The organism is Zobellella denitrificans, assembly GCF_002237365.1.
Lineage (GTDB): Bacteria > Pseudomonadota > Gammaproteobacteria > Enterobacterales > Aeromonadaceae > Oceanimonas > Oceanimonas denitrificans.
Window position 1 is genome coordinate 37,723 of the sequence record NZ_NMUO01000012.1, and the last position, 21,449, is coordinate 59,171.

At 63.5% G+C, this 21,449-nt stretch carries 25 protein-coding genes; 12 read left to right on the forward strand and 13 right to left on the reverse strand.

What is annotated here, in order from left to right:
- Positions 1 to 5 precede the first annotated feature (5 nt).
- From CGX12_RS04565 to CGX12_RS04575, 3 genes are all read right to left on the reverse strand, one after another.
- The gene (locus tag CGX12_RS04565) at positions 6 to 683 is read right to left on the reverse strand and encodes a cytochrome b/b6 domain-containing protein (RefSeq protein ID WP_094038713.1); all 678 of its coding nucleotides are present in this window, start codon (positions 681 to 683) and stop codon (positions 6 to 8) included.
- A gap of 182 nt (positions 684 to 865) precedes the next feature.
- Entirely contained in the window at positions 866 to 1,528 is a 663-nt protein-coding gene (locus CGX12_RS04570) for a hypothetical protein (RefSeq protein WP_094038714.1), read from the reverse strand.
- A 139-nt stretch (positions 1,529 to 1,667) separates the two neighbouring features.
- Entirely contained in the window at positions 1,668 to 1,970 is a 303-nt protein-coding gene (locus CGX12_RS04575; protein ID WP_094038715.1) for a DUF3634 family protein, read from the reverse strand.
- Between the two features lie 72 nt (positions 1,971 to 2,042).
- On the opposite strand from CGX12_RS04575, the gene CGX12_RS04580 reads away from it, so the two are divergent.
- On the forward strand, positions 2,043 to 3,164 hold the full coding sequence (locus CGX12_RS04580) for an endonuclease/exonuclease/phosphatase family protein (RefSeq protein ID WP_094038716.1): 1,122 nt from the start codon (positions 2,043 to 2,045) through the stop codon (positions 3,162 to 3,164).
- Positions 3,165 to 3,579: 415 nt separating this feature from the next.
- Positions 3,580 to 4,080 (forward strand): hypothetical protein, encoded by a 501-nt coding sequence (locus tag CGX12_RS04585; RefSeq protein WP_094038717.1) that lies wholly within the window; start codon positions 3,580 to 3,582, stop codon positions 4,078 to 4,080.
- Positions 4,081 to 4,212: 132 nt separating this feature from the next.
- On the opposite strand, the gene ftsZ is transcribed toward CGX12_RS04585, so the two are convergent.
- Positions 4,213 to 5,292, reverse strand: coding sequence for a cell division protein FtsZ (ftsZ, locus tag CGX12_RS04590; RefSeq protein ID WP_094038718.1), 1,080 nt, complete (start codon positions 5,290 to 5,292; stop codon positions 4,213 to 4,215).
- A gap of 68 nt (positions 5,293 to 5,360) precedes the next feature.
- Positions 5,361 to 6,320: a helix-turn-helix transcriptional regulator gene (locus CGX12_RS04595; protein WP_094038719.1), complete on the reverse strand. Its 960-nt coding sequence runs from the start codon at positions 6,318 to 6,320 to the stop codon at positions 5,361 to 5,363.
- Between the two features lie 200 nt (positions 6,321 to 6,520).
- Here CGX12_RS04595 and CGX12_RS04600 point away from each other — a divergent pair, with 200 nt between their 5' ends.
- A complete protein-coding gene (locus tag CGX12_RS04600; protein ID WP_094038720.1) occupies positions 6,521 to 8,053 on the forward strand; it encodes a M14 family zinc carboxypeptidase in 1,533 nt (510 codons plus the stop codon).
- Positions 8,054 to 8,093: 40 nt separating this feature from the next.
- Here CGX12_RS04600 and CGX12_RS04605 read toward each other — a convergent pair whose 3' ends face one another.
- Entirely contained in the window at positions 8,094 to 8,483 is a 390-nt protein-coding gene (locus CGX12_RS04605) for a SirB2 family protein (protein ID WP_094038721.1), read from the reverse strand.
- 158 nt (positions 8,484 to 8,641) lie between these two features.
- Here CGX12_RS04605 and CGX12_RS04610 point away from each other — a divergent pair, with 158 nt between their 5' ends.
- A complete protein-coding gene (locus CGX12_RS04610; RefSeq protein ID WP_094038722.1) occupies positions 8,642 to 9,067 on the forward strand; it encodes a DUF411 domain-containing protein in 426 nt (141 codons plus the stop codon).
- Here CGX12_RS04610 and CGX12_RS04615 read toward each other — a convergent pair.
- Positions 9,048 to 9,404 (reverse strand): DUF2500 domain-containing protein, encoded by a 357-nt coding sequence (locus tag CGX12_RS04615; RefSeq protein ID WP_094038723.1) that lies wholly within the window; start codon positions 9,402 to 9,404, stop codon positions 9,048 to 9,050. The genes CGX12_RS04610 and CGX12_RS04615 overlap by 20 nt on opposite strands.
- 96 nt (positions 9,405 to 9,500) lie before the next feature.
- Between CGX12_RS04615 and CGX12_RS04620 the strand changes: the two genes are divergently transcribed.
- The 4 genes from CGX12_RS04620 to CGX12_RS04635 all read left to right on the forward strand — a co-directional run bounded on the left by CGX12_RS04620 (position 9,501) and on the right by CGX12_RS04635 (position 14,120).
- Positions 9,501 to 11,285, forward strand: a complete 1,785-nt coding sequence (locus CGX12_RS04620) for an intermembrane phospholipid transport protein YdbH family protein (RefSeq protein WP_254918209.1) — start codon at positions 9,501 to 9,503, stop codon at positions 11,283 to 11,285.
- On the forward strand, positions 11,286 to 11,468 hold the full coding sequence (locus CGX12_RS04625) for a YnbE family lipoprotein (protein ID WP_094038724.1): 183 nt from the start codon (positions 11,286 to 11,288) through the stop codon (positions 11,466 to 11,468).
- Positions 11,469 to 11,478: 10 nt separating this feature from the next.
- On the forward strand, positions 11,479 to 11,793 hold the full coding sequence (locus CGX12_RS04630; protein WP_232513349.1) for a YdbL family probable chaperone protein: 315 nt from the start codon (positions 11,479 to 11,481) through the stop codon (positions 11,791 to 11,793).
- 176 nt (positions 11,794 to 11,969) lie between these two features.
- Positions 11,970 to 14,120: a S9 family peptidase gene (locus CGX12_RS04635; RefSeq protein ID WP_176442000.1), complete on the forward strand. Its 2,151-nt coding sequence runs from the start codon at positions 11,970 to 11,972 to the stop codon at positions 14,118 to 14,120.
- Between the two features lie 38 nt (positions 14,121 to 14,158).
- Here the strand turns inward: CGX12_RS04635 and CGX12_RS04640 are convergent, their stop codons facing one another.
- From CGX12_RS04640 to CGX12_RS04650, 3 genes are all read right to left on the reverse strand, one after another.
- Entirely contained in the window at positions 14,159 to 14,488 is a 330-nt protein-coding gene (locus CGX12_RS04640; protein ID WP_094038727.1) for a DUF1820 family protein, read from the reverse strand.
- A gap of 40 nt (positions 14,489 to 14,528) precedes the next feature.
- The gene (locus CGX12_RS04645; protein ID WP_094038728.1) at positions 14,529 to 15,878 is read right to left on the reverse strand and encodes a sodium-dependent transporter; all 1,350 of its coding nucleotides are present in this window, start codon (positions 15,876 to 15,878) and stop codon (positions 14,529 to 14,531) included.
- Between the two features lie 177 nt (positions 15,879 to 16,055).
- Positions 16,056 to 17,174 carry an acyl-CoA desaturase gene (locus tag CGX12_RS04650; protein ID WP_094038738.1) on the reverse strand — a complete coding sequence of 373 codons (1,119 nt, stop codon included), beginning with the start codon at positions 17,172 to 17,174 and terminating at the stop codon, positions 16,056 to 16,058.
- 145 nt (positions 17,175 to 17,319) lie between these two features.
- On the opposite strand from CGX12_RS04650, the gene fabR reads away from it, so the two are divergent.
- Positions 17,320 to 17,931, forward strand: a complete 612-nt coding sequence (gene fabR / locus CGX12_RS04655) for an HTH-type transcriptional repressor FabR (protein WP_094038729.1) — start codon at positions 17,320 to 17,322, stop codon at positions 17,929 to 17,931.
- 23 nt (positions 17,932 to 17,954) lie between these two features.
- Complete coding sequence (locus CGX12_RS04660; protein WP_094038730.1) at positions 17,955 to 18,320, forward strand: YijD family membrane protein; 366 nt, start codon at positions 17,955 to 17,957, stop codon at positions 18,318 to 18,320.
- A gap of 49 nt (positions 18,321 to 18,369) precedes the next feature.
- Here the strand turns inward: CGX12_RS04660 and CGX12_RS04665 are convergent, their stop codons facing one another.
- A complete protein-coding gene (locus tag CGX12_RS04665) occupies positions 18,370 to 19,227 on the reverse strand; it encodes a sulfurtransferase (protein WP_094038731.1) in 858 nt (285 codons plus the stop codon).
- 568 nt (positions 19,228 to 19,795) lie between these two features.
- Between CGX12_RS04665 and CGX12_RS04670 the strand changes: the two genes are divergently transcribed.
- Positions 19,796 to 20,113: a putative signal transducing protein gene (locus CGX12_RS04670; RefSeq protein WP_094038732.1), complete on the forward strand. Its 318-nt coding sequence runs from the start codon at positions 19,796 to 19,798 to the stop codon at positions 20,111 to 20,113.
- Here the strand turns inward: CGX12_RS04670 and CGX12_RS04675 are convergent.
- Both CGX12_RS04675 and rsmD read right to left on the reverse strand, forming a co-directional pair.
- Positions 20,110 to 20,391, reverse strand: coding sequence for a DUF1145 domain-containing protein (locus CGX12_RS04675; RefSeq protein WP_094038733.1), 282 nt, complete (start codon positions 20,389 to 20,391; stop codon positions 20,110 to 20,112). The genes CGX12_RS04670 and CGX12_RS04675 overlap by 4 nt on opposite strands.
- The gene (gene rsmD, locus CGX12_RS04680) at positions 20,388 to 20,987 is read right to left on the reverse strand and encodes a 16S rRNA (guanine(966)-N(2))-methyltransferase RsmD (RefSeq protein WP_094038734.1); all 600 of its coding nucleotides are present in this window, start codon (positions 20,985 to 20,987) and stop codon (positions 20,388 to 20,390) included. The genes CGX12_RS04675 and rsmD overlap by 4 nt, the downstream gene beginning before the upstream one ends.
- Before the next feature lie 130 nt (positions 20,988 to 21,117).
- Between rsmD and CGX12_RS04685 the strand changes: the two genes are divergently transcribed.
- Positions 21,118 to 21,360 (forward strand): hypothetical protein, encoded by a 243-nt coding sequence (locus CGX12_RS04685; RefSeq protein WP_094038735.1) that lies wholly within the window; start codon positions 21,118 to 21,120, stop codon positions 21,358 to 21,360.
- The last annotated feature ends 89 nt before the right edge of the window (positions 21,361 to 21,449 follow it).

The window sequence follows — 21,449 nt, forward strand, 5'->3', positions numbered from 1 at the left end:
ATTGGTCAGAGCCCGTTGAAGATCAGCCAGACCAGGCCGCAGGCGGCCGACGCCGCCAGCACGAAGCGCAGCCAGGGAAAGCCCTGCCGCCGGACGTCGACAAGGTCAGTCACCCGGCCGGTCGCCGCCTTGCGGCCGGTGACCATGGCCTGCACCAGCCCCTCGCCCCGCAGTTTGTACAGCCCGATGGCCAGCACATGCAGCCCCACCAGCAACAGCAGCCCCTCGTAGAACCAGGACTTGTGCCACTGGGTCATCCAGTCGGAGGTGGAGCGGGACACTCTGTCGTAGAGGGGGCCGGTGTAGAAGATGTCGTCGGTGGCAAACAGGCCGGTGACGGCCTGGAGCAGCAGGGTGCCCAGCAGCACCAGCACCATCAGGCCACCCAGGGGGTTGTGGCTGAGGTAGACCGGCTTGTCCGGGCCCAGGGAGGCACGCAGGTAGGCCAGGATGCGCGCGGGATGATAGACGAAGTGGCGGAAGCGGGCGTAGGGGGTGCCGATAAAGCCCCAGATGAGGCGATACAGCAAGAGTCCCAGCATCAGTTGGGCGAACAGCATGTGCCTGTCCAGATCCTCGCCGGCGGAGTGCCACAGCAGATACAGCAGTACCGGCAGGCTCCAGTGAAACAGCCGGATGGACCAGTCCCAGACCTTGACCGGGTGATGAAGGGGTGTGCTCATGGGCGGCTTCTCCTGTGATGTTCGGCGCGCTGCGAAGTCGGCCGTGTTATGGCAGTTTGTTGTTATAGGGGCGAATGTGGGCGTGTTCTGTTCCCTCGGCGGCGTTCGCCACCAGAACCATTAAGGTCCCAAAATAAAACATCCCGGTAAAGACCGGGATGTTGACGGGGATATTGCAGCCGTTATTGCGATTGGCGCTGGCGCAGTTCGGCCAGGGCCTGTTCCAGCCCCTGGCGGTACTGGCTGCGGGTGAGGGCGTCTATCTCTTCCCACTTGTCCCGGGGGGCGAAATTTACCCGGGTTTCGGTCGCCACGTCCTGGCCCTGCAGGGCTATCCAGCGGGGATCGTAGTTGCGGCTCTGCTGGCTGTCCCACTCCAGCACCTGGTTGACGATGGCCTGCAGCCGATCCGGGTTGCTCAGGGCGTAGGGACCGATACGGACGCCGAAACGCTGGTTGAGGTGGCTGACGGCGCCGTGGGTGCTTTCATCGCCGGACTTGTTGGCATCGCTGCGGGCCCTGAGTTGGGCGGCGTAATACCAGAAGGTGGCCTGATCCTGGTAATCGTTGTCGAACATGATGGCGGAGATCAGGTAGAGCACGGGCGGGGCGTAGTCGTTGGGGCTTTGCAGCACCTCGTTGATGGTGTCGGTCTGGCCGCCGGTGATGGCGTCCATCGCCTGCTGGGAGCGGGCGATATCGATCTGGGTGAATTCACCCTGGGGCACGATTTCCTGCGGCTCGCCGCTTTCGGCGGTGGTGGGTGGCGCCTTGGCCTGCTCCTCGGAGGGCTGGCCGGCACAGGCGGCCAGCAGGCCACAAAGCAACAGGGGATACAATTTCATGGTTTTGCCTCATGCTGAACGGTATGCCCCAGCAAAGCGGGAAACCGGGCCCAGGTCAAGGGGCCAGCGGGAATTTCCGTGGTTCCCGGTGCCGCGCCGGACGGTTTGGCGTCAACCGACGGTCATGTTCTGACCCGAGTTACCCCGGCTGCGGCTGGTTCTGCCAGAACAGGCGGATATCCTGCCGGTAGGAGGCGGGAATGCTGCGGGAGCAGCTCAATATCACGGCGCCACCTCTTTTCACACCCCGGATGGTGCCCCGGAGGGTGCGGGCGTCCTGCACCAGTTGCTGGCAGTGGCTCAGCAATGCCTGGGGCGGGCGGCCGCGTTTTACATTAAGATGAATACCCTGGATGGTGATACAGAAGCTTTCCTGACGGCGTCGGAGCAGATACAGCAACCCGAACAACGCCGTCGAGGTGACGACCAAAATGCTAAACATTGTTTTCCTCCCTGAAAAACAGCTGTTAAAGCCAAGATGATGACAGTTTGAGCGACAAAGGCAAGTAGCCCCATGACTCCTCCCGTAAAAATCCGCGTTGCCAGCTTCAATGTGGCCCTGGATCGGCGCCGGCCCGGGCAACTGGCCGCCGAAATCGCCGGGGCGGGCAGCCGACAGTTGCGCAATATCGCCCGCATACTGCGACGGGTCCGGCCGGATGTGGTGCTGCTGAACGAATTCGACCATGACGGTGAAGGACGGGATCATGGCCACCTGCGGCTGTTCTGCCGGCGCTACCTGGCGGCCGGGAGGCGGGGCATCGACTATCCCTATGCCTACCTGGCGCCCACCAACACCGGCCTGCTGGCGCCGGTGTCCCTGCGCGGCGAGGGCGAGCCCCGCCTGCCCGGTGATGGCCTGGGCTTCGGCGCCTTTCACGGCCAGTACGGTTTCGCCCTGTTGTCCCGCTATCCGCTGCGGACGGAACAGGCGCGCAGCTTCCGCCGCTTCCTGTGGCGGGACATGCCCGGCGCCCGGCTGCCGCAAACCGAAACCGGGCCCTATTATGCGCCGGCGGCGCTCGGGGTGCTGCCGCTGTCGTCCAAGAACCACCTGGACATGCCGGTCGAACTGCCCGGCGGCCGGCTCCTGCATCTGCTGGCCTGCCACCCGGCGCCGCCCATCGACGAAGGTCCCGAGCGGCGCAACAGCTGCCGCAACCATGACGAGCTGCGGTTGTGGCACGACTATATCCGTCCCGGGTGGGGGGACTATCTGGTGGACGACGCCGGGCGGCGCGGCGGCCTGGTCGACGGCGCCGACTTCGTGATCCTGGGGGATCTGAACGCCGATCCCCTGGACGGCGACGGCTTCCGGAGCGCCATCCAGGCCTTGCTGGCCGATCCCGCGCTCAACCGCAGCGTGGCCCTGGGCCGGCTGCGGCCCGGCTCCCGGGGCGGCTTCGCCCTGCAGGATCCGGGGGAGCGCCGGGGTTCGCCCCGCCACTGGACCCACAGCCAGGGGTTGCGGCTTGACTATGTGCTGCCCGGTTGTCGCCTGCGCGCCCTGGCCAGCGGGGTCTGCTGGCTGCCGCCGGGTCATGCCCAGGCGGATCTGTTCTGGAATGAGGCCGGTTGGCCGGAGCGAAGCGCCAGCTCGGATCACCGGCTGGTGTGGGTGGATCTGGCGGTGTGAGGGCCCTCACGCTTTGGCTCCGGGGGCGGCCAATAACGCGAGCGATATCAAACATTGGATAATCGATGCTGGGTTTTTGGCGCTTTTGGCGATTTAATGTCGCCCGAGACCCTAGATTGCTTTCGAAGTTCAGTTATCCGGGTTGGTGACCCGGATAATCAACTGGTATTCTTCATCACGGGCAGGCCTGATGGCTTGCCCTTTTTCTTGCCTGAAATCCTCCCGCCCGTATCGCGACGGAAGACACTGATGAGCAGTGGGCCGAGGCGCTGCTGCCCCATCAGCCGGGGTGCGCCAGGCTGTTTTTGTCACGCGGCCGGGAAGGGGAGCGTATCCTTGCTGACAGGTTTCGTCGTAACGGCGATAATGCGCGCCGGTTGGCCGATGGCCAGGTGAATGGACGAGAGAAAACAAGATGAAAAAGATAGTGGCGGGCGCCATGGCGCTGTTGGTGGTGGGGTGTGCCAGTGAAAGTGATAACCAGGGGGGAGAGCAGTACCGTTATTCTCCCCCGGTTGCCAAGGCAACCAACAATACCCTGGAGATGGCGATCCCGGTGGATCTGGTATGGGCCCGTGCCGAAAAGTGGTTCCGCGAGCAGGGCCTGAACCTCGAGAGCAGCCAGCGCGGCGCCGGCCTGATGACCGCCAGCGCCGCGCAATCGGCCGATGGGCTGGCGTGGCTGGATTGCGGCACCATGGGCTCCAAAGTGGCGCTGGGCAACCCCAACCTGCAGATCAACATGATCATCACCCAGAGCGGCAACAACAGCGTGGCCACCGTCAGCGTCAAGGGCGACACCGCGCTGTTCTTCGTCGAGGCCTCGGGTGAGCGTATCCCGGCTCCCTCCATCACGCCGGTCTGCGTTTCCCGCGGCAGCCTGGAGCAGAGTCTGTTTGCCAGCCTGGGCAACTAGCCGGTGCGCTCTGCCGGCCGCAGGTCTTGCGGCCGGCACAAAAAACAAACCCCGTTGTCCGCGACGGGGTTTTGTTTTTTGGCCGACCAACAGGATGGCGGCCATCGGGGCGCCGGGCCGTACCGACGCCTGTTACTGCTGCCGCTGGCGCAGGAAGGCGGGAATATCCAGGCCCTGAGGGGCGGATTCCGCCTGGGCCGGCTGGGGCCGCTCCCGAGACGGGGAGGGGGTGATGGTCTCCCTGGGCGGCTGGATGCCGGTGGCGATCATGGTGACCTGGATGCTGTCGGTCAGGGAAGGGTCCAGGCTGATGCCGGACACCACGGTGGCCTCTTCCCCCACGCACTCCGCCACCCGGTCGCCGATTTTCTGGAAGTCGTCCAGGCCGATGTCCATCGAGGCCACCACGTTCAGCAGCACTCCCCGGGCCCGTTCCAACTCCACCTTTTCCAGCAGCGGGTTGTTCAGGGCCTGCAGGGTGGCTTCTTCCACCTTGTTCTCGCCCGTCCCCAGGCCGATACCCATCACCGCCTTGCCCTGCTGGCGCATGATGGTGCGCACGTCGGCGAAATCGATGTTGATAAGGCCGGTCTGGCCGATGATGTCCGCCAGGCCCCTGACCGCATTCTGGATCACTTTACTGCTTTCGCTGAAGGCGGCCAGCAGCGGGGTGCGTGAGCCCAGTACCTTGAGCAGGTAGTCGTTGGGCAGCACCAGCAGGGCGTCGGTCTGTTCGGCCAGGGTTGCCAGGCCCTGATCCGCCGCCCGGGCGCGTTTCTTGCCCTCGAAGCCGAAGGGGCGGGTGACGATGGCCACCGTCATGATCCCCAGCTCGCGGGCCACCTGGGCCACCACCGGGGCGGCGCCGGTGCCGGTGCCGCCGCCCATGCCGGCGGTGATAAAGCACAAATCGGCCCCCTTCAGTTGGTGGCGGATCTCGGCCAGGCTCTCTTCGGCGGCGCGGCGGCCCACTTCGGCCTCGGCCCCGGCGCCCAGGCCGCGGGTGAGGATCTTGCCCAGTTGCAGCACCTCGACGCGGCTCTGCTGCAGGGCCTTGGCATCGGTGTTCATGGCCACTATGTTCACATGGGGCGGCAGGGCCGCCTCGGCCAGCAGGTTGACGGTATTGCCGCCGCAGCCGCCGACACCGATGACGCTGATATGAATGGCGTCGCAATCCGGCTCGGCCGGTTCAAAAAAAAGGTCGCTCATCCGGTACTCCGTGGAAAAACAAAGGGGCTGAACCAGTCAGCCCCCGGGGATGATATATCGATGCGGAATCAGCGGTTTTTCAGCGAGTCCGGCGCCAGTACCTCGACTTTGCCCGCCATGTCGGTCAGCCAGCGGCGAAACTCGGGCGAATCTTTCACGTCGGTCTCGACCATCATGCTCTGCTTGTCGTAGCGGGTCAGCCTGGGATTGCTGCCGGGAATGCTGTCTTCCAGTATGGCCCGGCTTGGATTGGTGATCCGGCCTACGAAATGGATGGTCTCCGCCTCTTCCTGGTAGCCTTTTTCGCGGATCAGCTTGTTGACGCTGAACTCCCGCGGCTGGGTAACAGGACGGCTGGTCAGCTCCACTTCTTTAATGTGCTCGAAGGGAATGCCGTAGATCTTGGGATCCATGTCCGACACCGTGCACAGCAGCATGGGGCCTTCCTTGCGGCTGACGATGCCGAGGGGGTTGACCTGTTCGTAGCGCAGCCAGACGGTGCGGCCCTTGATCACCCGCTTGATCTCGGCACTGAACTTGCGGCCGCGCCACAGGGCGTCGCGGATGGTGGTGGCCCGCCGCATCTCGGGGCTGCCCGGGAACGGCTTGGGCAGCTGCACCACGTTTTCCATCCAGCGGTTGGCCAGTTCGCTCTGGCTGTCGCCGATCACCTGGGTGGCCTTGTCGATGATGGGGTTGAGCTCCGCCAGCACGCTGGCCGGCAGCAGGTCGGCGGCCTGGTCGTTCCAGGTTTTCAGCGCCATGGCCAGGCTGAGCGGCATAAAGTTGGCGAAATCGTTCAAACCATTGCGTTCGAAGCACCAGCCGTGGGGCTTGCTGCGATCATCGGAGGTGAGATCGAACAGGCCCATGCCGGACATCTCCTCCAGATCCCGCTGTACGGTCCGCAGGCTTACCTGGATGCCTTCTTCTTCCAGTTTTTCTTGCAGCTGGCGAGCGGTCAGCTTGTATGGACGATAAGGAACACAGCGCGCCAGGGTCAATTGTCTCAGCAGTTTCTTACTCATGGTTTTGCCCTCTTGCTTGGGATGATTCTATCCTAGGCACAGGGTGTGACAAGTTCTGTCGCAACTTTTCCGGGGTCGACTGTCGCCATTTTTCTACAACCCCTGCTTTTCGGTCTGATCCTGACGCTAGATTCCTGTTGCCTTTTTTTCGTCCATATGACTATAAGTAGTTGAAATAAAACCACCTTACTTGGAGAACCATGAAGATTCTACTGAGCCTGCTGCTGCTGTGCACCAGCCTGGCCTGGGCCCAGCCCGTGCCGCCCACCCCCTTTGAAAACGGGAAATTTCTGACCCTGCCCGACAGTCGCGACATCAGCCGCTACCTTGCCGAGCTGGATGCCCTGTCGCCCAGGGCCCGTCTGGTGTCGCTCGGCACCTCGGCCGGGGGCCGGCCGATAGAAGCGCTGCTGATGTCCGAATCGCCCGCCTTCCTGCGGGATCATGCCGCCGAGGCGGACAAGCCGACGGTGATGATCTTCGGCTCCCAGCACGGCAACGAACCCTCCAGTGCCGAAGCTATCCAGCAGCTGGCGCGGGAGCTGATCGCCGGTGAACATCCGGCGCTGTTGAGCCGGCTCAACCTGGTGCTGGTGGCCATGGCCAACCCGGACGGGCGGGATCTCTCTACCCGGCACAATGCCAACGACGACAACACCAATATCGACTATGTGGCGCTCAACGCCGGGGAGACCCGGCTGCTGGTGGACGCCCTGCAGAGCTTCGATCCGGACGTGGTGTACGACGCCCACGAGTCCGGCATCTGGAAGCGGGTGCTCACCAGGGAGCAGGGCTGGATGACCGATGTGGAGGCCCAGTTCGACATGGGCAACAACCCCAATATCGACGGACCCCTGCGCGACTACACCGAGCACCGGCTGCTGCCGGCCCTGATCGAGCGGGTATCCGACGCGGGCCTGGCGGCGGTGCGCTACCGGGGCGAGATCACCGACATCAACCAGTCGGTGGCCCGCGGCGGCCTGGGCATCACCAACCTGCGCAACTATGCGGCCATGCAGGGGCGCATCTCCATCCTGGTGGAAAACCGGCTGGACAATAAGGACGGCAGCTATCCCACGCCGCGCAACATCGCCGAGCGGGTGCGCAAGCAGCACCTGAGCATCCTGACCATGCTGGAGCTGGTGGCGGACGAGAGTGAACAGCTGGTGAGCCTGTCACGCCGGGCCCGCCAGCAGTGGCAGTCCGGCGCCGGGGACGGCCGTACCCTGTGGATGGGGGTGAGCTTCGATGTGAACCGGGACGAGCCCGAGGTGACCTTGCCCCTGGTGCGCTTCGCCGATGGCCACCAGCAGCAGCACCGTTTTCGCAATCACGATGCCATCGTCACCCGGGAGCCGATCCGGCTGGCCGACGCCTACGCGGTGACCCGGGAGCGGGAGCGCGTGGCAGGCTGGCTGGACCGGCACCATATTGCTTTTGAAACGGTGCGGGAGCCGCGGGAGCTGGTGGCGGAACGACTGGTGATCGAACAGTTGCTGCCCCAGCCCAAGGCCAGGCCGGGGGTGCGGGAGAAGGTGCAGGCCAGGGTGAGGGTGGCAGAACAAAGGGTCACCCTGCAACCGGGGGATCTGCTGGTGCCCATGGACCAGCCGCTGGCGCCCCTGGCCGCGCTGATGCTGGACCCGCGTTCCGCCAACGCCCTCTACCAGGAGAGCGAGTGGAACTGGCTGCAACCGGGCGAGTTCCCGGTATTTCCGGTGCGCTTGCCCTGAGCCGGTGATGGCCGGGGCCGGAATAGCGGCCTCGGCGTGCCTACAGCGCCAGCCAGGACAGCGGGGACTTGCTGACGGCGGCGCCGTAGATATAGGCGAAGATGGCGATGGCCGCCAGGGCGGCGGCCAGGCGCTGGCCCTGGGTCTTGCCGCGCTTGATGGCGATGGTGCCGACCAGGATGTAGAGCACCAGGCCGACTATCTTGGCGGTGAGCCAGGGGCTGTTGTCGAAGGGCACCTGCCTGATCTGCACCGCCAGCCAGATGCCCAGCAGCAGCAGCAGGGTGTCGTTGACATGGGGCAGTATCTTCAACGCCTTGTTGTTGATCCGGGCGGGGGAAGGCACCGCCAGCCAGGCGCGCAGCATGAACAGGGTGATGCTGATCAGGGCAAACATCATATGGGCGTGTTTGACGGCCAGGTAGGACATAATAACTCCAAAAAAGACAATAAGATGGCGAAATAGTAACAGCATACCGCTTTGCCGCCGCCCTGAATACTGAGGAAGATCAAGGCCACCGCCGCCCAGGCTGTTAACCTTGAGGCCAGAATCCGGTCTTATCACATTCAATTACCGAGGTAACTGCGATGAACAAATGGTTTTATGGTCTGGCGGGGGCCTTGTTGGCCGGCCCCGTGCTGGCGGCGCCGATGACGGTGTACAAGTCCGAGTCCTGCGGCTGCTGCCAGCACTGGATCGAACACATGGAGGAAGCCGGTTTCGAGATAGCGGTGGTCAACACCGACAACATGGCGCCGGTCAAGGCCAAGGCGGGGCTCAAGCCCGGCATGGCGTCCTGCCATACCGGTTTTATCGACGGCTATGTGATCGAGGGGCATGTGCCGGCGGCGGACGTGAGGCAGTTGCTGGAGCAGAAGCCGGCGGTGCGCGGCCTGACCATTCCCGGCATGCCCCAGAGCGCGCCGGGCATGGACATTCCCGGCACCCCCTACGAGGTGCTGAGCTTCGACGAGCAGGGCAACACCGCCCTGTTCAATCGTTATCCAGGATAGTTTCGTCCGGCTCGAAGGCGATAAACCGGTTGCCCTGGAACACCAGGGTGCCGGTGGCCCCCTCGGCGAGTTGTTCGTAGAGGTGCTCGCTGACCTTGAATTCCCGCTCATTCCCGCCCGCCAGGGGGCGGAAGCGCACATAATAGTCTACCCGGGGCGGCGGCAATTCGGTCTTCTCCTTGCTGGTACGCCCCATGAATTCCTTGGTGTACCTGTGGGTCACCGCGACCTTCAGGCTGTGCTGGGGCTGGCCGCTATTATAAAAGTGGGTATAGAGCTGACGGCCGATCACCAGGGTGGCGATGGCAATGATGCCCCAGAGAACGATTTTATCCATGACATTGCCCCCTTCTGGCTTCAGCTTAATGGTTGTGCGAGGCCGCGCAAGCTGATTTGATTAGAGTAACGATTGAATCTGTCAAAGGCGAGTGGGATGCGACTACTGCTGGGTTGCTGTTTGCTGCTGGTATCCGGCGCCCTGTCCGCCCAGTGGCTGCCCGAGGACCTGAGCGTCCAGGCCACCCTGGCCCGGGCCCAGGTGCCGGCCTGCCCGCGTGAACGGGCCGAGGGGCTGTCGCTGGCGCTGGAGCAGGGGCAACTGCAGGGCCGGCTGGCGCGGCTCAGCCTGGATCTGACCTGCTCCCGCAGCGATGGCGGTGGGGCCGCCGGCGAGAGCGATGCCCTTTCCCTGCTGCTCACCCTGCCGCCCATCGACTTCCATGTCGAGGAGCTCACCCTCTACCTGCCCCGGGGCGTGGCGACCGGCGCGGCCGAGCTGCGCCACCGGCAACGGCACCTGGACATCCTCTGGCAGACGGAATCCGGCACGGTCAGCCTGTCGCTGCTGCCGGAGCGGCAGGGCTGGCGCTGGCAGGGCCAGATCCCCGGAACCGTGCTGGCCCCCGAACTGGGCCAGCGCCTGACCCTGAGCGGCGGCTGGCAACCCGGGCAGGAACTGACGCTGAATGCCGGCGGGGCATTGCCGGTGCCGCTGAGCGGCGACTGGCGGCTGCAACTGGCCGCCATCGAGGGCGACGCGGGCTGGCAGCTGCTGCCCGGTTCCCGCTTGCAGATACCACAACTGAGATGGCAGGAGCTGGAACTCGGCCAGCTCGAACTGATGCCGGTGGGAGCCCAGTCCCTGGACGGCCCCTGGCAGGCCCGGCTGAGCTGGCGGCAGGGGCGTTGGGGAGGGCAGCGGCTGCCCGACGCCGCCCTCGTGCTGGGAACGTCGGCCGGAGAGGGGCGGAGGGGCAGCCTGGCGCTGGAGCTAAGCCCGACGCTGCGGCTGCGGGGACACTGGCACTATGGCCAGGGGCTGGCGCTGAGGGTACCGGAGCAGTCCCTGCCGCTCGCCGGGCTCTGGCAATGGCTGTCCGGCTGGCTGGCGCTGCCGGTGGGAGTGGAACCCTCGGCAGGCGACCTGGTCTTATCGCTAGAAGCCCCGGACTTGCTGGCGCCCTCCGCCCCTGTTCAGATCGGCCTGGTCCTGCGGGAAGGACGGCTCGGTTACCGGGACATGCTGGCCGAGCAGGTGGCGGCCCGGCTCAACCTGCAGTGGCGCCAGGGCGGCCTGCATACGGTAGGCACCAATGGCCTGACGGTGGCGGCACTGGATGTGGGCGTCCCCATCACCGACCTCAGTGGCGCCGTGCAGTTGCGGCGGGGCGAACCCTGGCTGTCCGGGCTGACCGCCCGGGCCCTCGGCGGCCAGTTGGCGCTCTCGCCCATGGCCTTGACCGCCACTCCCAGTGGGGAGGTGCATTTCAGTGACATTTCGTTGGAGCAGATCCTCGGCTACACCGCCGTCAGCGGCCTTACCGGCAGTGGCAAGCTGCACGGCAGGCTGCCCTTTTCCTTCGAGCGGGGGTTCAGCGTGACCGGCGGCCGGGCCCATAGCGACGGCGGCTGGATTTCCTACCAGGCCGGCGAGGAGCTGCTGGCCTCGGGGGCGGGCAACCTGACCCTGGGATTGACCCTGGGGCTGCTCAGCGATCTGCGCTACGATCGGCTGGAAGCGGAGATTTCCATGTCGCCCGGTGGCGAGGCGGTGATCGAGAGCCGGCTGCAGGGGCAGGCGCCGGTGATGGGCCGGATGCACCCGGTGAACTTCAATTATCACCATGAGGAAAACCTGTTACAGTTGCTGGCAAGCCTGCGCTTTGCCCGGGATCTCGGCGAGCGGCTGCCGGCGCGGCTACAGGGGGAGAGTGAATAGATGATAAAACCTGCGGCAGTGATCAGCCTGTTGTTGCTGAGTGCCTGTACACCCCGGGTGGAGGTGATGGTGCCGGACAAGCCCATCACGGTAAACCTGAATGTAAAGGTGGATCATGAAATCCGGATCCGGGTCGACCGGGAGCTGGAAGCATTGTTCGAACAAGAGAAAGAGTTGTTCTAAGGGGGTTGGGATGCGGTGGTTGGCTTTGATACTGGCGGCAACCCTGAGCTGGTCGGTGTGGGCCCTGGACCTGCAGCAGGCCAAGCAGCAGGGGTTGATCGGCGAGCGGCAGAACGGCCTGGTGGGGGCGGTACAGAGCACCCCCCAGGTCAATGCCATAGTGAATGATATCAATCGCAAGCGGCTGGAGAACTACCAGGATATCGCCCGGCGCACCGGCACCAGCCTGACCGTGGTGCAGAGCCGGGCCGGACAGCTGAACATAGAACGAACCCCGAGCGGTCAGTATGTGCAGCTGGCCGACGGCAGTTGGCTGCGTAAGTAGTTACTTCCCTCCCGGGAGCCGGGTAATCCGGCTCCATTCGGACTTTTGTACCGTTTTCCTTCGCAATTCTCACCAAATACCTTGGTTAACTTCCTCTTCCGTAGTTAATATTTGTTTGTTTTTTGCACGAAAGAAGGGAGGGCCGACAGGTGCGCAATAGGGTTAGGCTTTGCTTGATGTTAGCATGGGTGGCTTGTGCCAAACCCTATGCCAAAGGTACTGATTTGGAAATAAAACCGCCGGTCGCCAAGAAGATTCCCCACCTCCTGTTCAACCACGACGACATCCGGGTGGACAACTACCACTGGTTGCGGGACGACGAGCGGGACGATCCCGAGGTCATCTCCTACCTGGAGCAGGAAAACCGCTACAGCGAGCAGGTGCTTACCCCGCTGAACGAACTGCAGGAAAACCTGTTCCAGGAAATGGTGGCCCGCATCCGCCAGGACGACAACAGCGTGCCCTACCTGAAAGAGGGCTACTGGTACCAGACCAGCTACCGGCAGGGCCAGGAGTATGCCATCGTCGAACGCTACCCCGACGGCCAGCCCGAACGGGTGGAAGTGCTGCTGGACGGAAACGAACGGGCCGGCGAGCACGCCTACTACGGCATGGGCCAGCTGGCGGTGAGCCCGGATCAGCGCACCCTGGCTTTCGCCGAGGACTTCGTGTCCCGCCGCCAGTACCAGATCCGTTTCAAGTCGCTGGAAACCGGTGAATTCTATGAGGAAGTGCTGGAACACACCTCCGGCAACCTGGTGTGGGCCAATGACGGCAAGACCCTGTTCTATGTGAAACAGGATGAAAATACCCTGCTGCCCTACCAGGTGTACCGCCATACCCTGGGCACCGCTCAGAGCGAAGACGTGCTGGTATACGAAGAGAAAGACAGCAGCTTCTATACCAGCATCTACAAGAGCCGTTCCGAGGATTACATCCTGATCGGCGCCTGGAACACCGATTCCAGCGAACTCAGCATGGTGCCGGCGGATGCGCCGGAGACCCCGGCCCGGGTATTCCTGCCCCGGCAGCACGGCCACGAATACGATCTCGAGCATTACCAGGGCCAGTTCTACATCCGTTCCAACAAGGACGGCGCCAACTTCGGCCTTTACCTGGCCAGGGAGGCGTCGGCCGGCGACCAGTGGCAGCCGCTGATCCCGGCCCGGGCCGAGGTACTGCTAGAGGGCTTTGCCCTGTTCCGCGACTGGCTGGTGCTGGAAGAGCGCCGCGAGGGCCTGGTGCACCTGCGCCAGATCCACCGTCGGGATGGGCGCGAGCGCGAGATCCGCTTCGACGACCCCGCCTACGTAACCTGGCTGGGGGCCAACGCCGAGTCTGATACCCCCTGGTTGCGCTACGGCTACTCCTCCATGACCCGGCCGGTGACCACCTATGAAGTCAACATGGATACCCTGGAACGGCGTGAGCTGAAACAGCAGTACGTGGGTGAGCAGTTCAACGCCGACGACTACCGCAGCGAGCGGCTGTGGGTGAAGGCGCGGGACGGCGCCCTGGTACCGGTGTCCCTGGTATACCGGGCCGACAAGTTCAAGCGCGACGGCAGCAATCCGCTGCTGGTGTATGCCTACGGCTCCTACGGTGCCAGCATGGATCCGGATTTCAGCAGCTCCCGCCTGAGCCTGCTCGACCGGGGCTTCGTCTACGCCATCGCCCATGTGCGTGGCGGCGAAGAGCTGGGCCGTGACTGGTACGAACAGGGCCGCCTGCTCAGCAAGCAGAATACCTTCCACGACTTTATCGACGTGACCCGCGATCTGGTGATGCAGGGCTATGGCGACAAGAGCCGGGTGTTTGCCTCCGGCGGCAGCGCCGGCGGCCTGCTGGTGGGCGCCGTGGTCAACATGGAACCGGATCTGTTCAAGGGAGTGGTGGCCGCGGTGCCCTTCGTGGACGTGGTGACCACCATGCTGGACGAATCCATCCCGCTGACCACCGGCGAATATGGCGAGTGGGGCAATCCGGCGGAGGCCGACTATTACCACTACATGAAGTCCTACAGCCCCTACGATCAGGTCAAGCCCCAGGCCTACCCCCATATGCTGGTGACCACCGGCCTGCACGATTCCCAGGTGCAGTATTGGGAGCCGGCCAAGTGGGTGGCCAAGCTCAGGGAAATGAAGCTGGACGACAACCTGCTGTTGCTGCACTGTGACATGGACAGCGGCCACGGCGGCAAGTCCGGACGCTTCGAGTCCTACCGGGAGCTGGCCCGGGAGTACGCCTTCCTGCTGGCCCTGGCGGACGAAGAGCAGGGCCCCCGCCTGGCGGCCGGCTTGGGCGGCACCGGCGAGGTGACCCACTAAACACCAGGGCCGCGTTGCGGCCCTGGTGTTGTGTGCTGTCAGTTGCCCGGCTTGGGTGTGTAGATGGGGGCGGGAAAGGGCGTGACCTTGTCGCCCAGCTCGGTGAGCCTAGCCTTGCCGCGCTTCTCCACCGCGTCGATGCGCAAGATCTGGTGCAGGGGGATATAGGTACGGTTCACCTCGGCGAACTCGCTCTTCAGCTTGTCTTCCGCCGGGTCCACCAGCAGCGAGGTGCGAGTGTCCCACACGAAGTCCGCCAGCTCCACAAAGCCGAACAGGCTGCCCTGGGTCACTTCCCGCACATAGATTTCATAGTGTTTGCCCGCGTTGACAAATTGCACGCGGTATAACAGCTCAGCAGACTTCATCTGACCAATCCACTCCGTACAGGGTAGTCCACGGGCGGCCTCAGCCGCCCACCGACTGGATGATCACCACCAGCACCAGCACCGGGCACACCAGCCGCACGTACCAGGGCCAGATCTTCCAGAACAGCCCCTGCTCCAGTCCGGGGTTACCGGCTTTCAGCTCGGCCAGCACCTGGCTGCGCTGCCACACCCAGCCCGCATAGAGGGTAATGCCCAGACTGACCAGAGGCTGGGCGTACTGGGTGGTGAGGGTGATCACCAGTCCAAACAGGCTGCCAAAATTAAACACTATCACCGCACTAATCAAGGTACAGAGGCCGGTCATCAGCCAGGTGGCCTTTATCCGGGACAGGCCGGTGGACTCCATGGCCAGGGACACCGGTGCCTCCAGCATGGAGATGGCGGAGGTCAGCGCCGCCACTATCATCAGCACGAAGAAGGCGAAGGCCACCAGGTACCTGGCCTGGCCCATGGTTTCGAACAGCGCCGGCAGCACCGAGAACACCAGGGTGTCCGAGCTGAGCAGGCTGCCGTCCTCGGCGAAGATGGCCACGCCGTTGTGCTGGGCCACGTACATGGCGGGCAGGATCAGCAAGCCGGCGAGAAAGGCGACGCCGGTGTCCAGCAGGGTGACCTGGGCGGCCAGGGCCGGGATGCTGGCCTGCCGGCTCAGGTAGGAGCCGTACAGCATCATCACCGCCGCCCCCAGCGACAGGGAGAAAAAGCTCTGGCCCAGGGCGCCGATCAGCACCTCGCCGTGGAATACCCGGGAAAAGTCCGGCACCAGGTAGGCCTGGAGGCCGGTGCCGGCGCCCGGTTGCAGCAGCATGTAGCCGGTCAGCAGCACCAGCATCACCAGCAGCAGCGGCATCAGCCGGCGGGACCAGCGCTCTATGCCCTTTTCCAGGCCGCGGCTGACCACGCAGAGGCTGAGCAAGGCGAACAGCAGGGTGAATACCAGGTTGCGGGAATCGGAAAAGCCGGTCAGCCAGTCCGCCGAGGCGTCGGCGCCGGCCATCCTGGCCAGGGGCTCCAGGGCATAGGCGACGAACCAGCCGGAGACGATGGCGTAGAAGGTGAAGATCAGGCTCACGGTCACCACCGCCGCCAGCCCCACCAGACCGGCGATGGCCTTGCCCGCCGGGTTGGCGGTAAGCCCTTGCAGGGCGCGGAAGGGGCTGGCCTGGCCATGGCGGCCTATGGTGATCTCCGCCACCAGCATGGGATAGCCGAGCAGGAAGATGAACAGCAGGTAGACCAGCAGGAAGGCGCCGCCGCCGTTGCTGGCCGCCTGGGTGGGGAAGCCCCAGATATTGCCCACGCCGATGGCCGAGCCGGCGGCGGCCATGACGAATCCCAGCTTGCTGCTGAACTGTGCCCTTGTTTCCACGTCTTGCTGCTCCTGCGGACTGTAAAGCTAACGCTACAGTCGATGTTGGTTAAAAATGGCGAAGACTATGGTGTTTTGCAGCGTTTTTGTCAAAGAGAAGCTGACTGGGTAGGGAATGACGGTGGTGGTGCTGGAATTTGTAGCAAAAAATAAGGCGGGAAGATCCCGCCTTATGCTTTAGGCAAACTGGGTGGTCAGCTTTAGCCAGTTGCGCTTCTGGGTGGTGAAGGCGGCCTTCAGCTCGTCGCAGCTCAGTTTGAGCCGCAATTCCTCGTACTTGCAGCGAGCGGCCTTTTTCTTCAGCTCGAGCAAGGATTTGCGCACCTGGTAGTAATCCTTGAGCTGGGCCAGCAGGCGCTCGTATTCGCTGTGCAGCAGGGCCAGCCACTGCTCGGTATCGGCATTCTGTTGCCGGCGCAGTATTTTCTGGCGGGTCACTTCCAGCCGGCGCTCCAGCCGGGCCTGCTCGATCCTTTCCTGGGGACAGGTACGCAGTTTCCTGGCCAGGCCGACCCAGCTCAGGGTGCGGATCAGCCACTTGGTGGGATCGTAGTGCCACCAGCGGATGCCGTTGCGGTAGTCGTATTCGAACAGGTGATGGAAGTTGTGATAACCCTCGCCGAAGGTCAGTACCGCCAGCAGGTCGTTGTCCCGCGCCGTGTTCTTGCTGGTGTAGGGCTGGCGACCCCAGTAATGGGCCAGGGAGTTGATGAAGAAGGTGACGTGGTGGCCGAGGAAGAGGCGCAGCACGCCGGCCATCAGCAGCATGCCCCAGAGATCCCCGTGCCAGAGGCCGAGCAGCACCGGCAGGCCGATGTTCATGGCCAGGGTCAGCGCCAGGTAATGCCGGTGCTGGAACTGCAGCACGGCGTTGCGCTTGAGATCGGGGATATTGCTGTCGTCTTCCGGGTGGTAGTCGCGCAGCATCCAGCCCATATGGGAAAACCACAGGCCGCGTTTGGCGGAGTAAGGGTCCTTGTCCAGGTCGTCCACATGGCGATGGTGGCGGCGGTGGTCGGCGCACCAGCGAAAGGCGGAATTCTGCAGCGACAGGGCGCCGCCCAGGGCGAACAGCCATTGCAGCAGCGGGTGGGCGTCGTAGGCCTTGTGGGCCCACAGCCGGTGGTAGCCGGCGGTGATCGACAGGCAGCTGTAACTGAACAGCAGCAGCATGGCCAGCCATTGCCAGCCGTCGTAGCCCTGGGTCAGGCCGTACCAGGGGACCAGCACCAGGGCCGCCAGTCCGGTACTGGCGAAGAGGATGGCATTGGTCCAGAGCAGGGGAGGTTTGCGCATCTTGGTATCCATTGAGCGAACATCTGTACACCATTTTCATGGGGAAGGCGGGCCAGCGTCAATCATAAATTGACCAATCGGGGCTGACCGGGTTCACACAAAAAGGTATGATCCGGCCATTACAAGAGTTAGACCCTGGTGTGCCGTGGGCATTCGCGCTGAACAAAAAGAAAAGACCCGACGGTCGCTGATCGAGGCAGCCTTTCGCCAGTTGAGCGCCGAACGCAGCTTTTCCAGCCTGAGCCTGCGCGAGGTGGCCCGTGAGGCAGGACTGGCACCGACCTCCTTCTACCGCCACTTCAAGGACATGGAAGAGCTGGGTCTGACCCTGGTCGACGAAGGCGGCCTGACCCTGCGTCAACTGATGCGCCAGGCACGACAGCGCATCGCGGACGGCGGCAGCGTGATCCAGATTTCGGTAAAGACCTTTATGGAATTTATCGATAGCAGCCCGGATGTGTTCCGGTTACTGTTGCGGGAACGCTCCGGCACCTCGGCGGCGTTTCGCCAGGCGGTGGCGCGGGAGATCCAGCATTTTACCGCCGAACTGACCGACTACCTGGAAGAGCGTCAGCGCACCAGCCGCAGCTATGCGGAGGCCCAGGCCCAGGCGATGGTGACCATCGTCTTCAGCGCCGGGGCCGAGGCGTTGGACATGAACGATGAAGAGCGGGAGGCCCTGGCCGAACGCATGATCCTGCAACTGCGCATTATTGCCAAGGGCGCGGATGCATATAACAAGGCAAAGAGGCTTTAGGCCCTACATTAGGAAGGATGAATATGTCAGGAAGTAAGCAAATTCGCCGTAAACCCATACTGTTGGCTCTGCTGGTCGGCATTTGTGGCAACGCCACCCTGGCCACCCTGAGCGTCAGCCAACTGGCGTTTTCCATTTTCCCCATTATCTCGCTGGTGCTGGCGGCTCACCTGTTGTACCAGGAATACCTGAGCGTGCCCATGGAGGGAGATACCCCCCTGTGCACCCTGCTGGGTTTCCTGATCGGGGTGTTCGGCTACTCCGCCTTTCTGCGTACCCAGTTCCCGGAAATGGGCTCCAACTACCTGTCGGTGATGATCTCCCTGGTGCTGGTGATCTGGCTGGCCCTGAAGATGGGCGTGGCGGCCCGGCCCAGCGCCGAGAAGTAAAGGCCCGCCGCGACGAGAAAGCCCGCCTCCATGGCGGGCTTTTCTATTGCTATTGGCCCAGGCGCACCGGCAAGCTGCTTGAGCCGCCCCATTCCGCCCAGGAACCGTCGTAGACGGCGACTCGTTCGTGGCCGGCGAGATGGGCCGCCAGCGCCACTATGGCGGCGGTGACGCCCGAGCCGCAACTGCAGACAAGCCGCTGCTCCGCGGCCAGCAGCGGCGCCAGTTTCCGCGCCAGCTCCGTCCTTGGCAGCAGCCGGCCCTGTTCCAGCAGTTCTCCAAACGGCAGGCAGAAGGCGCCCGGCATATGGCCAGGACGTACACCGGGGCGGGGATCCGGTGCTTCGCCACTGAAGCGCTCCCGGCTGCGGGCGTCCAGCACCCGATAGCCTTCATCCTGCAAGGCGGTTTCGACCTGGCCGGCATCTGCTATCCAGGTACTTTGCCGGCGGGCGACAAAGCGGCCGGCGGGCGCGGGAGCCGGCTCCCCCTGCTCCAGGGGCAGGCCGGCGGCCAGCCAGGCGGGCAGGCCGCCATCCAGTACCGCCACCCGCTCATGACCCATGGCCCTGAACATCCACCAGGCCCGGGGGGCAGAAAAGATGCCGCAGCTGTCGTAGACGACAAGGCAGTGGCGGTTTTTGATCCCCCGCGCCGATACTTCCCGGGGAAACAGGCTTTCGTCCGGCAGCATATGGGGCAGGGGGCTGTGGGGATCCTTGATGCGGCGGTCGAAGTCGAAGAAACGGGCACCGGTGATGCGCTGCCGGCGCCATTCCTGCTCGCCGTCGCGGCCGGCGGCCGGCATGTGCCAACTGGCGTCCAGCACCACCAGATCGGGGTGAGTGAGGTGGGCCGCCAGCCAATCGCAGTCCACCAGGGCCGACGGCAGTTCCAGTCTGTTCATGGTCACTCCTTTTGTTAGATTGTTTTATCCTAAGCGGTGCCCCTTCCTGGCGCTACGGTTTTAAACGGGGAGATGAGCTGCGATTTTTGCCCGCCATTTTGTAAGAGATCTCTCAATGATGGCGGGGAGAAAACGTTTTTATATAGGGTTTTTTCGACGATAAATTTAATATTTTCATTTTAAATCATGATGATAGCTGTTTTGTTGGAAAGTGGAGGGAATTTTTTGCGACCTTGCCGCCTTGAGGGTTCCGCAAACTTCTCTATATTTAGAAGGGCAAGGAGCAAGGAAGTCTGTCAGGAAGACGGGCTGCCAGGAAAGGCGAAAGGAACACCGCAGGATGCGGTAAGGGACACCTCCCAGGACGGAGACAGTCGAGCGGCTCAGGATGAACCGCGGTCAGGATGACCAGGACACACCGACGGATCGGGAAGAGGATCACCTTAAGGATAAGGTAATGTCAGGGATTGCAGGGAGCAACTTGGTTTAAGGATTAACCATACGACAACCCAAAAGGGGGTGACATGATGTCACCCCCTTTTTCTATTTGTGCCGCCAGGGGAACAGCATGAACGAGTGGATACCGGTATATCAGGCCGCCAACAGCCTGGAAGCCCATACCCTGAAGGGGGCGATGGAGGTGGCCGGCATAGCGGTGCTGTTGCAGGGGGAAGCCCTGTCGGGAGCGCTGGGGGAGCAGCCGGTGAATGCGGTGGAAGTGACCTTGCTGATCCACCCGGCCGATCTGGAAGGGGCGCGGCACATCCTGGAGCAGTATCGGCGGGGGAACGGCGGCTCCTGGCGTTGCCCCCGCTGCGGGGAGCACAATGCCGCCAGTTTCGAAATTTGCTGGCGGTGCGGGCAGGAGCCGGATCCGGGTGTTTAGCGTTTCTGCGCCATCAATTCCTTCAGGCGGGCCCGGTGGTGGTGCATGGCGAAGGAGCCGAACACCAGCACTGCGATATAGTCCTTGACTGTCGGGTGGAGGACGCCGGCGACCTGCCTGAGCATCAGCATCTGCAGCAGGTGCATGAACAGCACCACGCCACCCAGTATCAGCGGCATGGAGCCGGCCTCCTCTATACCGGGGCCGAGCAGGGCATAGGCGATACCGACCCAGAACACCAGCATCACCAGCCGCATCAACAGATTCAACACCTTCATTCTTGCACTTGCTCCCTTTGGTAGAGTTGGTAACAGACCTGGCCGGCCTGCTTGTCTTTCAGCAGCCGCCAGTTGGCGGGCAGGGACAGGGCCTGGGAGCCCTGTTCCCGTTCGATATAGAGTTTGGCGTCGTCGGCCAGCCAGCCGCCCTGTTCGAGCAGGCGGCAGGTCTCGGCCAACAGCTCCCGGTGAAAGGGGGGATCCAGGAACACCAGATCGAAGGGGGTTGCGGCCGCGTGCAGCATGGCGAGGGCATCGGTATTGAGCACTTGCCCCCGGGCTCCGGGCAGGCTGGCCAGGTTGTGCTGCAGTTGCCGGGCCACCCTGGGATCCTTCTCCACCAGCACCACCTCGGCGGCGCCGCGGGACAAAGCCTCGAATCCCAGACTGCCGCTGCCGGCGAAGAGATCGAGACAGCGACAGCCACGGATGTCGAACATCAGCCAGTTGAACAGGGTTTCCTTGACCCTGTCGGTGGTGGGCCTCAGCCCTTCGCTGTCCAGCACCGGCAGCTTGCGGCCCCGCCACTGGCCGCCGATCAGGCGGATATGCCCCGGGCCCGAGGGGCTCCGGCCGCCTGTTTTTGCTTTTGCCATCTCGTTTCGCCGTCTTTCAATAAAATGCTAGTATAAGGCGGTTTTGCACCCCTAAGGGGCGGGTATTTTAATGAAGGGGCCGACCCTCGGCCAGTACTAATCTCCCCCGAGACAAGTGAGTAAGAGCAGGATGGCGAAGAAAGGGTTTTTCTCCTGGCTGGGCTTTGGCAAGAAACAGGAAGAGCAGCAGGACTCAAAAGAACAACAATCGGCAGAGCAGCAGGCCATCGCCCCGGAGGCCGAAGCCGGCGCGGCGGCGGAAGTGGAAGAAGCGCTGGATGAGCGCAAGGCGGAAGAAGAGCGGCTAGCCACGGAGGCCAGGGCGGCGGGAGGGGGCCCGCCCGGGCCCCCCGGCCGCGCCGGCGCTTTTTAACCCATGTCGCGGCGGCCCATATAAAGAGGGGCGCGAGTCGCAGGGGTCGTGGCTCTGATGAACTACGTCAATCGCATGATATCATAAGA

Bases quoted from the DNA above. Each gene is read 5' to 3' on its own strand.
- CGX12_RS04565 (WP_094038713.1), bottom strand. From the start codon at position 683: ATGAGCACACCCCTTCATCACCCGGTCAAGGTCTGGGACTGGTCCATC.
- CGX12_RS04570 (WP_094038714.1), bottom strand. From the start codon at position 1,528: ATGAAATTGTATCCCCTGTTGCTTTGTGGCCTGCTGGCCGCCTGTGCC.
- CGX12_RS04575 (WP_094038715.1), bottom strand. From the start codon at position 1,970: ATGTTTAGCATTTTGGTCGTCACCTCGACGGCGTTGTTCGGGTTGCTG.
- CGX12_RS04580 (WP_094038716.1), top strand. From the start codon at position 2,043: ATGACTCCTCCCGTAAAAATCCGCGTTGCCAGCTTCAATGTGGCCCTG.
- CGX12_RS04585 (WP_094038717.1), top strand. From the start codon at position 3,580: ATGAAAAAGATAGTGGCGGGCGCCATGGCGCTGTTGGTGGTGGGGTGT.
- ftsZ (WP_094038718.1), bottom strand. From the start codon at position 5,292: ATGAGCGACCTTTTTTTTGAACCGGCCGAGCCGGATTGCGACGCCATT.
- CGX12_RS04595 (WP_094038719.1), bottom strand. From the start codon at position 6,320: ATGAGTAAGAAACTGCTGAGACAATTGACCCTGGCGCGCTGTGTTCCT.
- CGX12_RS04600 (WP_094038720.1), top strand. From the start codon at position 6,521: ATGAAGATTCTACTGAGCCTGCTGCTGCTGTGCACCAGCCTGGCCTGG.
- CGX12_RS04605 (WP_094038721.1), bottom strand. From the start codon at position 8,483: ATGTCCTACCTGGCCGTCAAACACGCCCATATGATGTTTGCCCTGATC.
- CGX12_RS04610 (WP_094038722.1), top strand. From the start codon at position 8,642: ATGAACAAATGGTTTTATGGTCTGGCGGGGGCCTTGTTGGCCGGCCCC.
- CGX12_RS04615 (WP_094038723.1), bottom strand. From the start codon at position 9,404: ATGGATAAAATCGTTCTCTGGGGCATCATTGCCATCGCCACCCTGGTG.
- CGX12_RS04620 (WP_254918209.1), top strand. From the start codon at position 9,501: ATGCGACTACTGCTGGGTTGCTGTTTGCTGCTGGTATCCGGCGCCCTG.
- CGX12_RS04625 (WP_094038724.1), top strand. From the start codon at position 11,286: ATGATAAAACCTGCGGCAGTGATCAGCCTGTTGTTGCTGAGTGCCTGT.
- CGX12_RS04630 (WP_232513349.1), top strand. From the start codon at position 11,479: ATGCGGTGGTTGGCTTTGATACTGGCGGCAACCCTGAGCTGGTCGGTG.
- CGX12_RS04635 (WP_176442000.1), top strand. From the start codon at position 11,970: ATGTTAGCATGGGTGGCTTGTGCCAAACCCTATGCCAAAGGTACTGAT.
- CGX12_RS04640 (WP_094038727.1), bottom strand. From the start codon at position 14,488: ATGAAGTCTGCTGAGCTGTTATACCGCGTGCAATTTGTCAACGCGGGC.
- CGX12_RS04650 (WP_094038738.1), bottom strand. From the start codon at position 17,174: ATGCGCAAACCTCCCCTGCTCTGGACCAATGCCATCCTCTTCGCCAGT.
- CGX12_RS04660 (WP_094038730.1), top strand. From the start codon at position 17,955: ATGTCAGGAAGTAAGCAAATTCGCCGTAAACCCATACTGTTGGCTCTG.
- CGX12_RS04665 (WP_094038731.1), bottom strand. From the start codon at position 19,227: ATGAACAGACTGGAACTGCCGTCGGCCCTGGTGGACTGCGATTGGCTG.
- CGX12_RS04670 (WP_094038732.1), top strand. From the start codon at position 19,796: ATGAACGAGTGGATACCGGTATATCAGGCCGCCAACAGCCTGGAAGCC.
- CGX12_RS04675 (WP_094038733.1), bottom strand. From the start codon at position 20,391: ATGAAGGTGTTGAATCTGTTGATGCGGCTGGTGATGCTGGTGTTCTGG.
- rsmD (WP_094038734.1), bottom strand. From the start codon at position 20,987: ATGGCAAAAGCAAAAACAGGCGGCCGGAGCCCCTCGGGCCCGGGGCAT.
- CGX12_RS04685 (WP_094038735.1), top strand. From the start codon at position 21,118: ATGGCGAAGAAAGGGTTTTTCTCCTGGCTGGGCTTTGGCAAGAAACAG.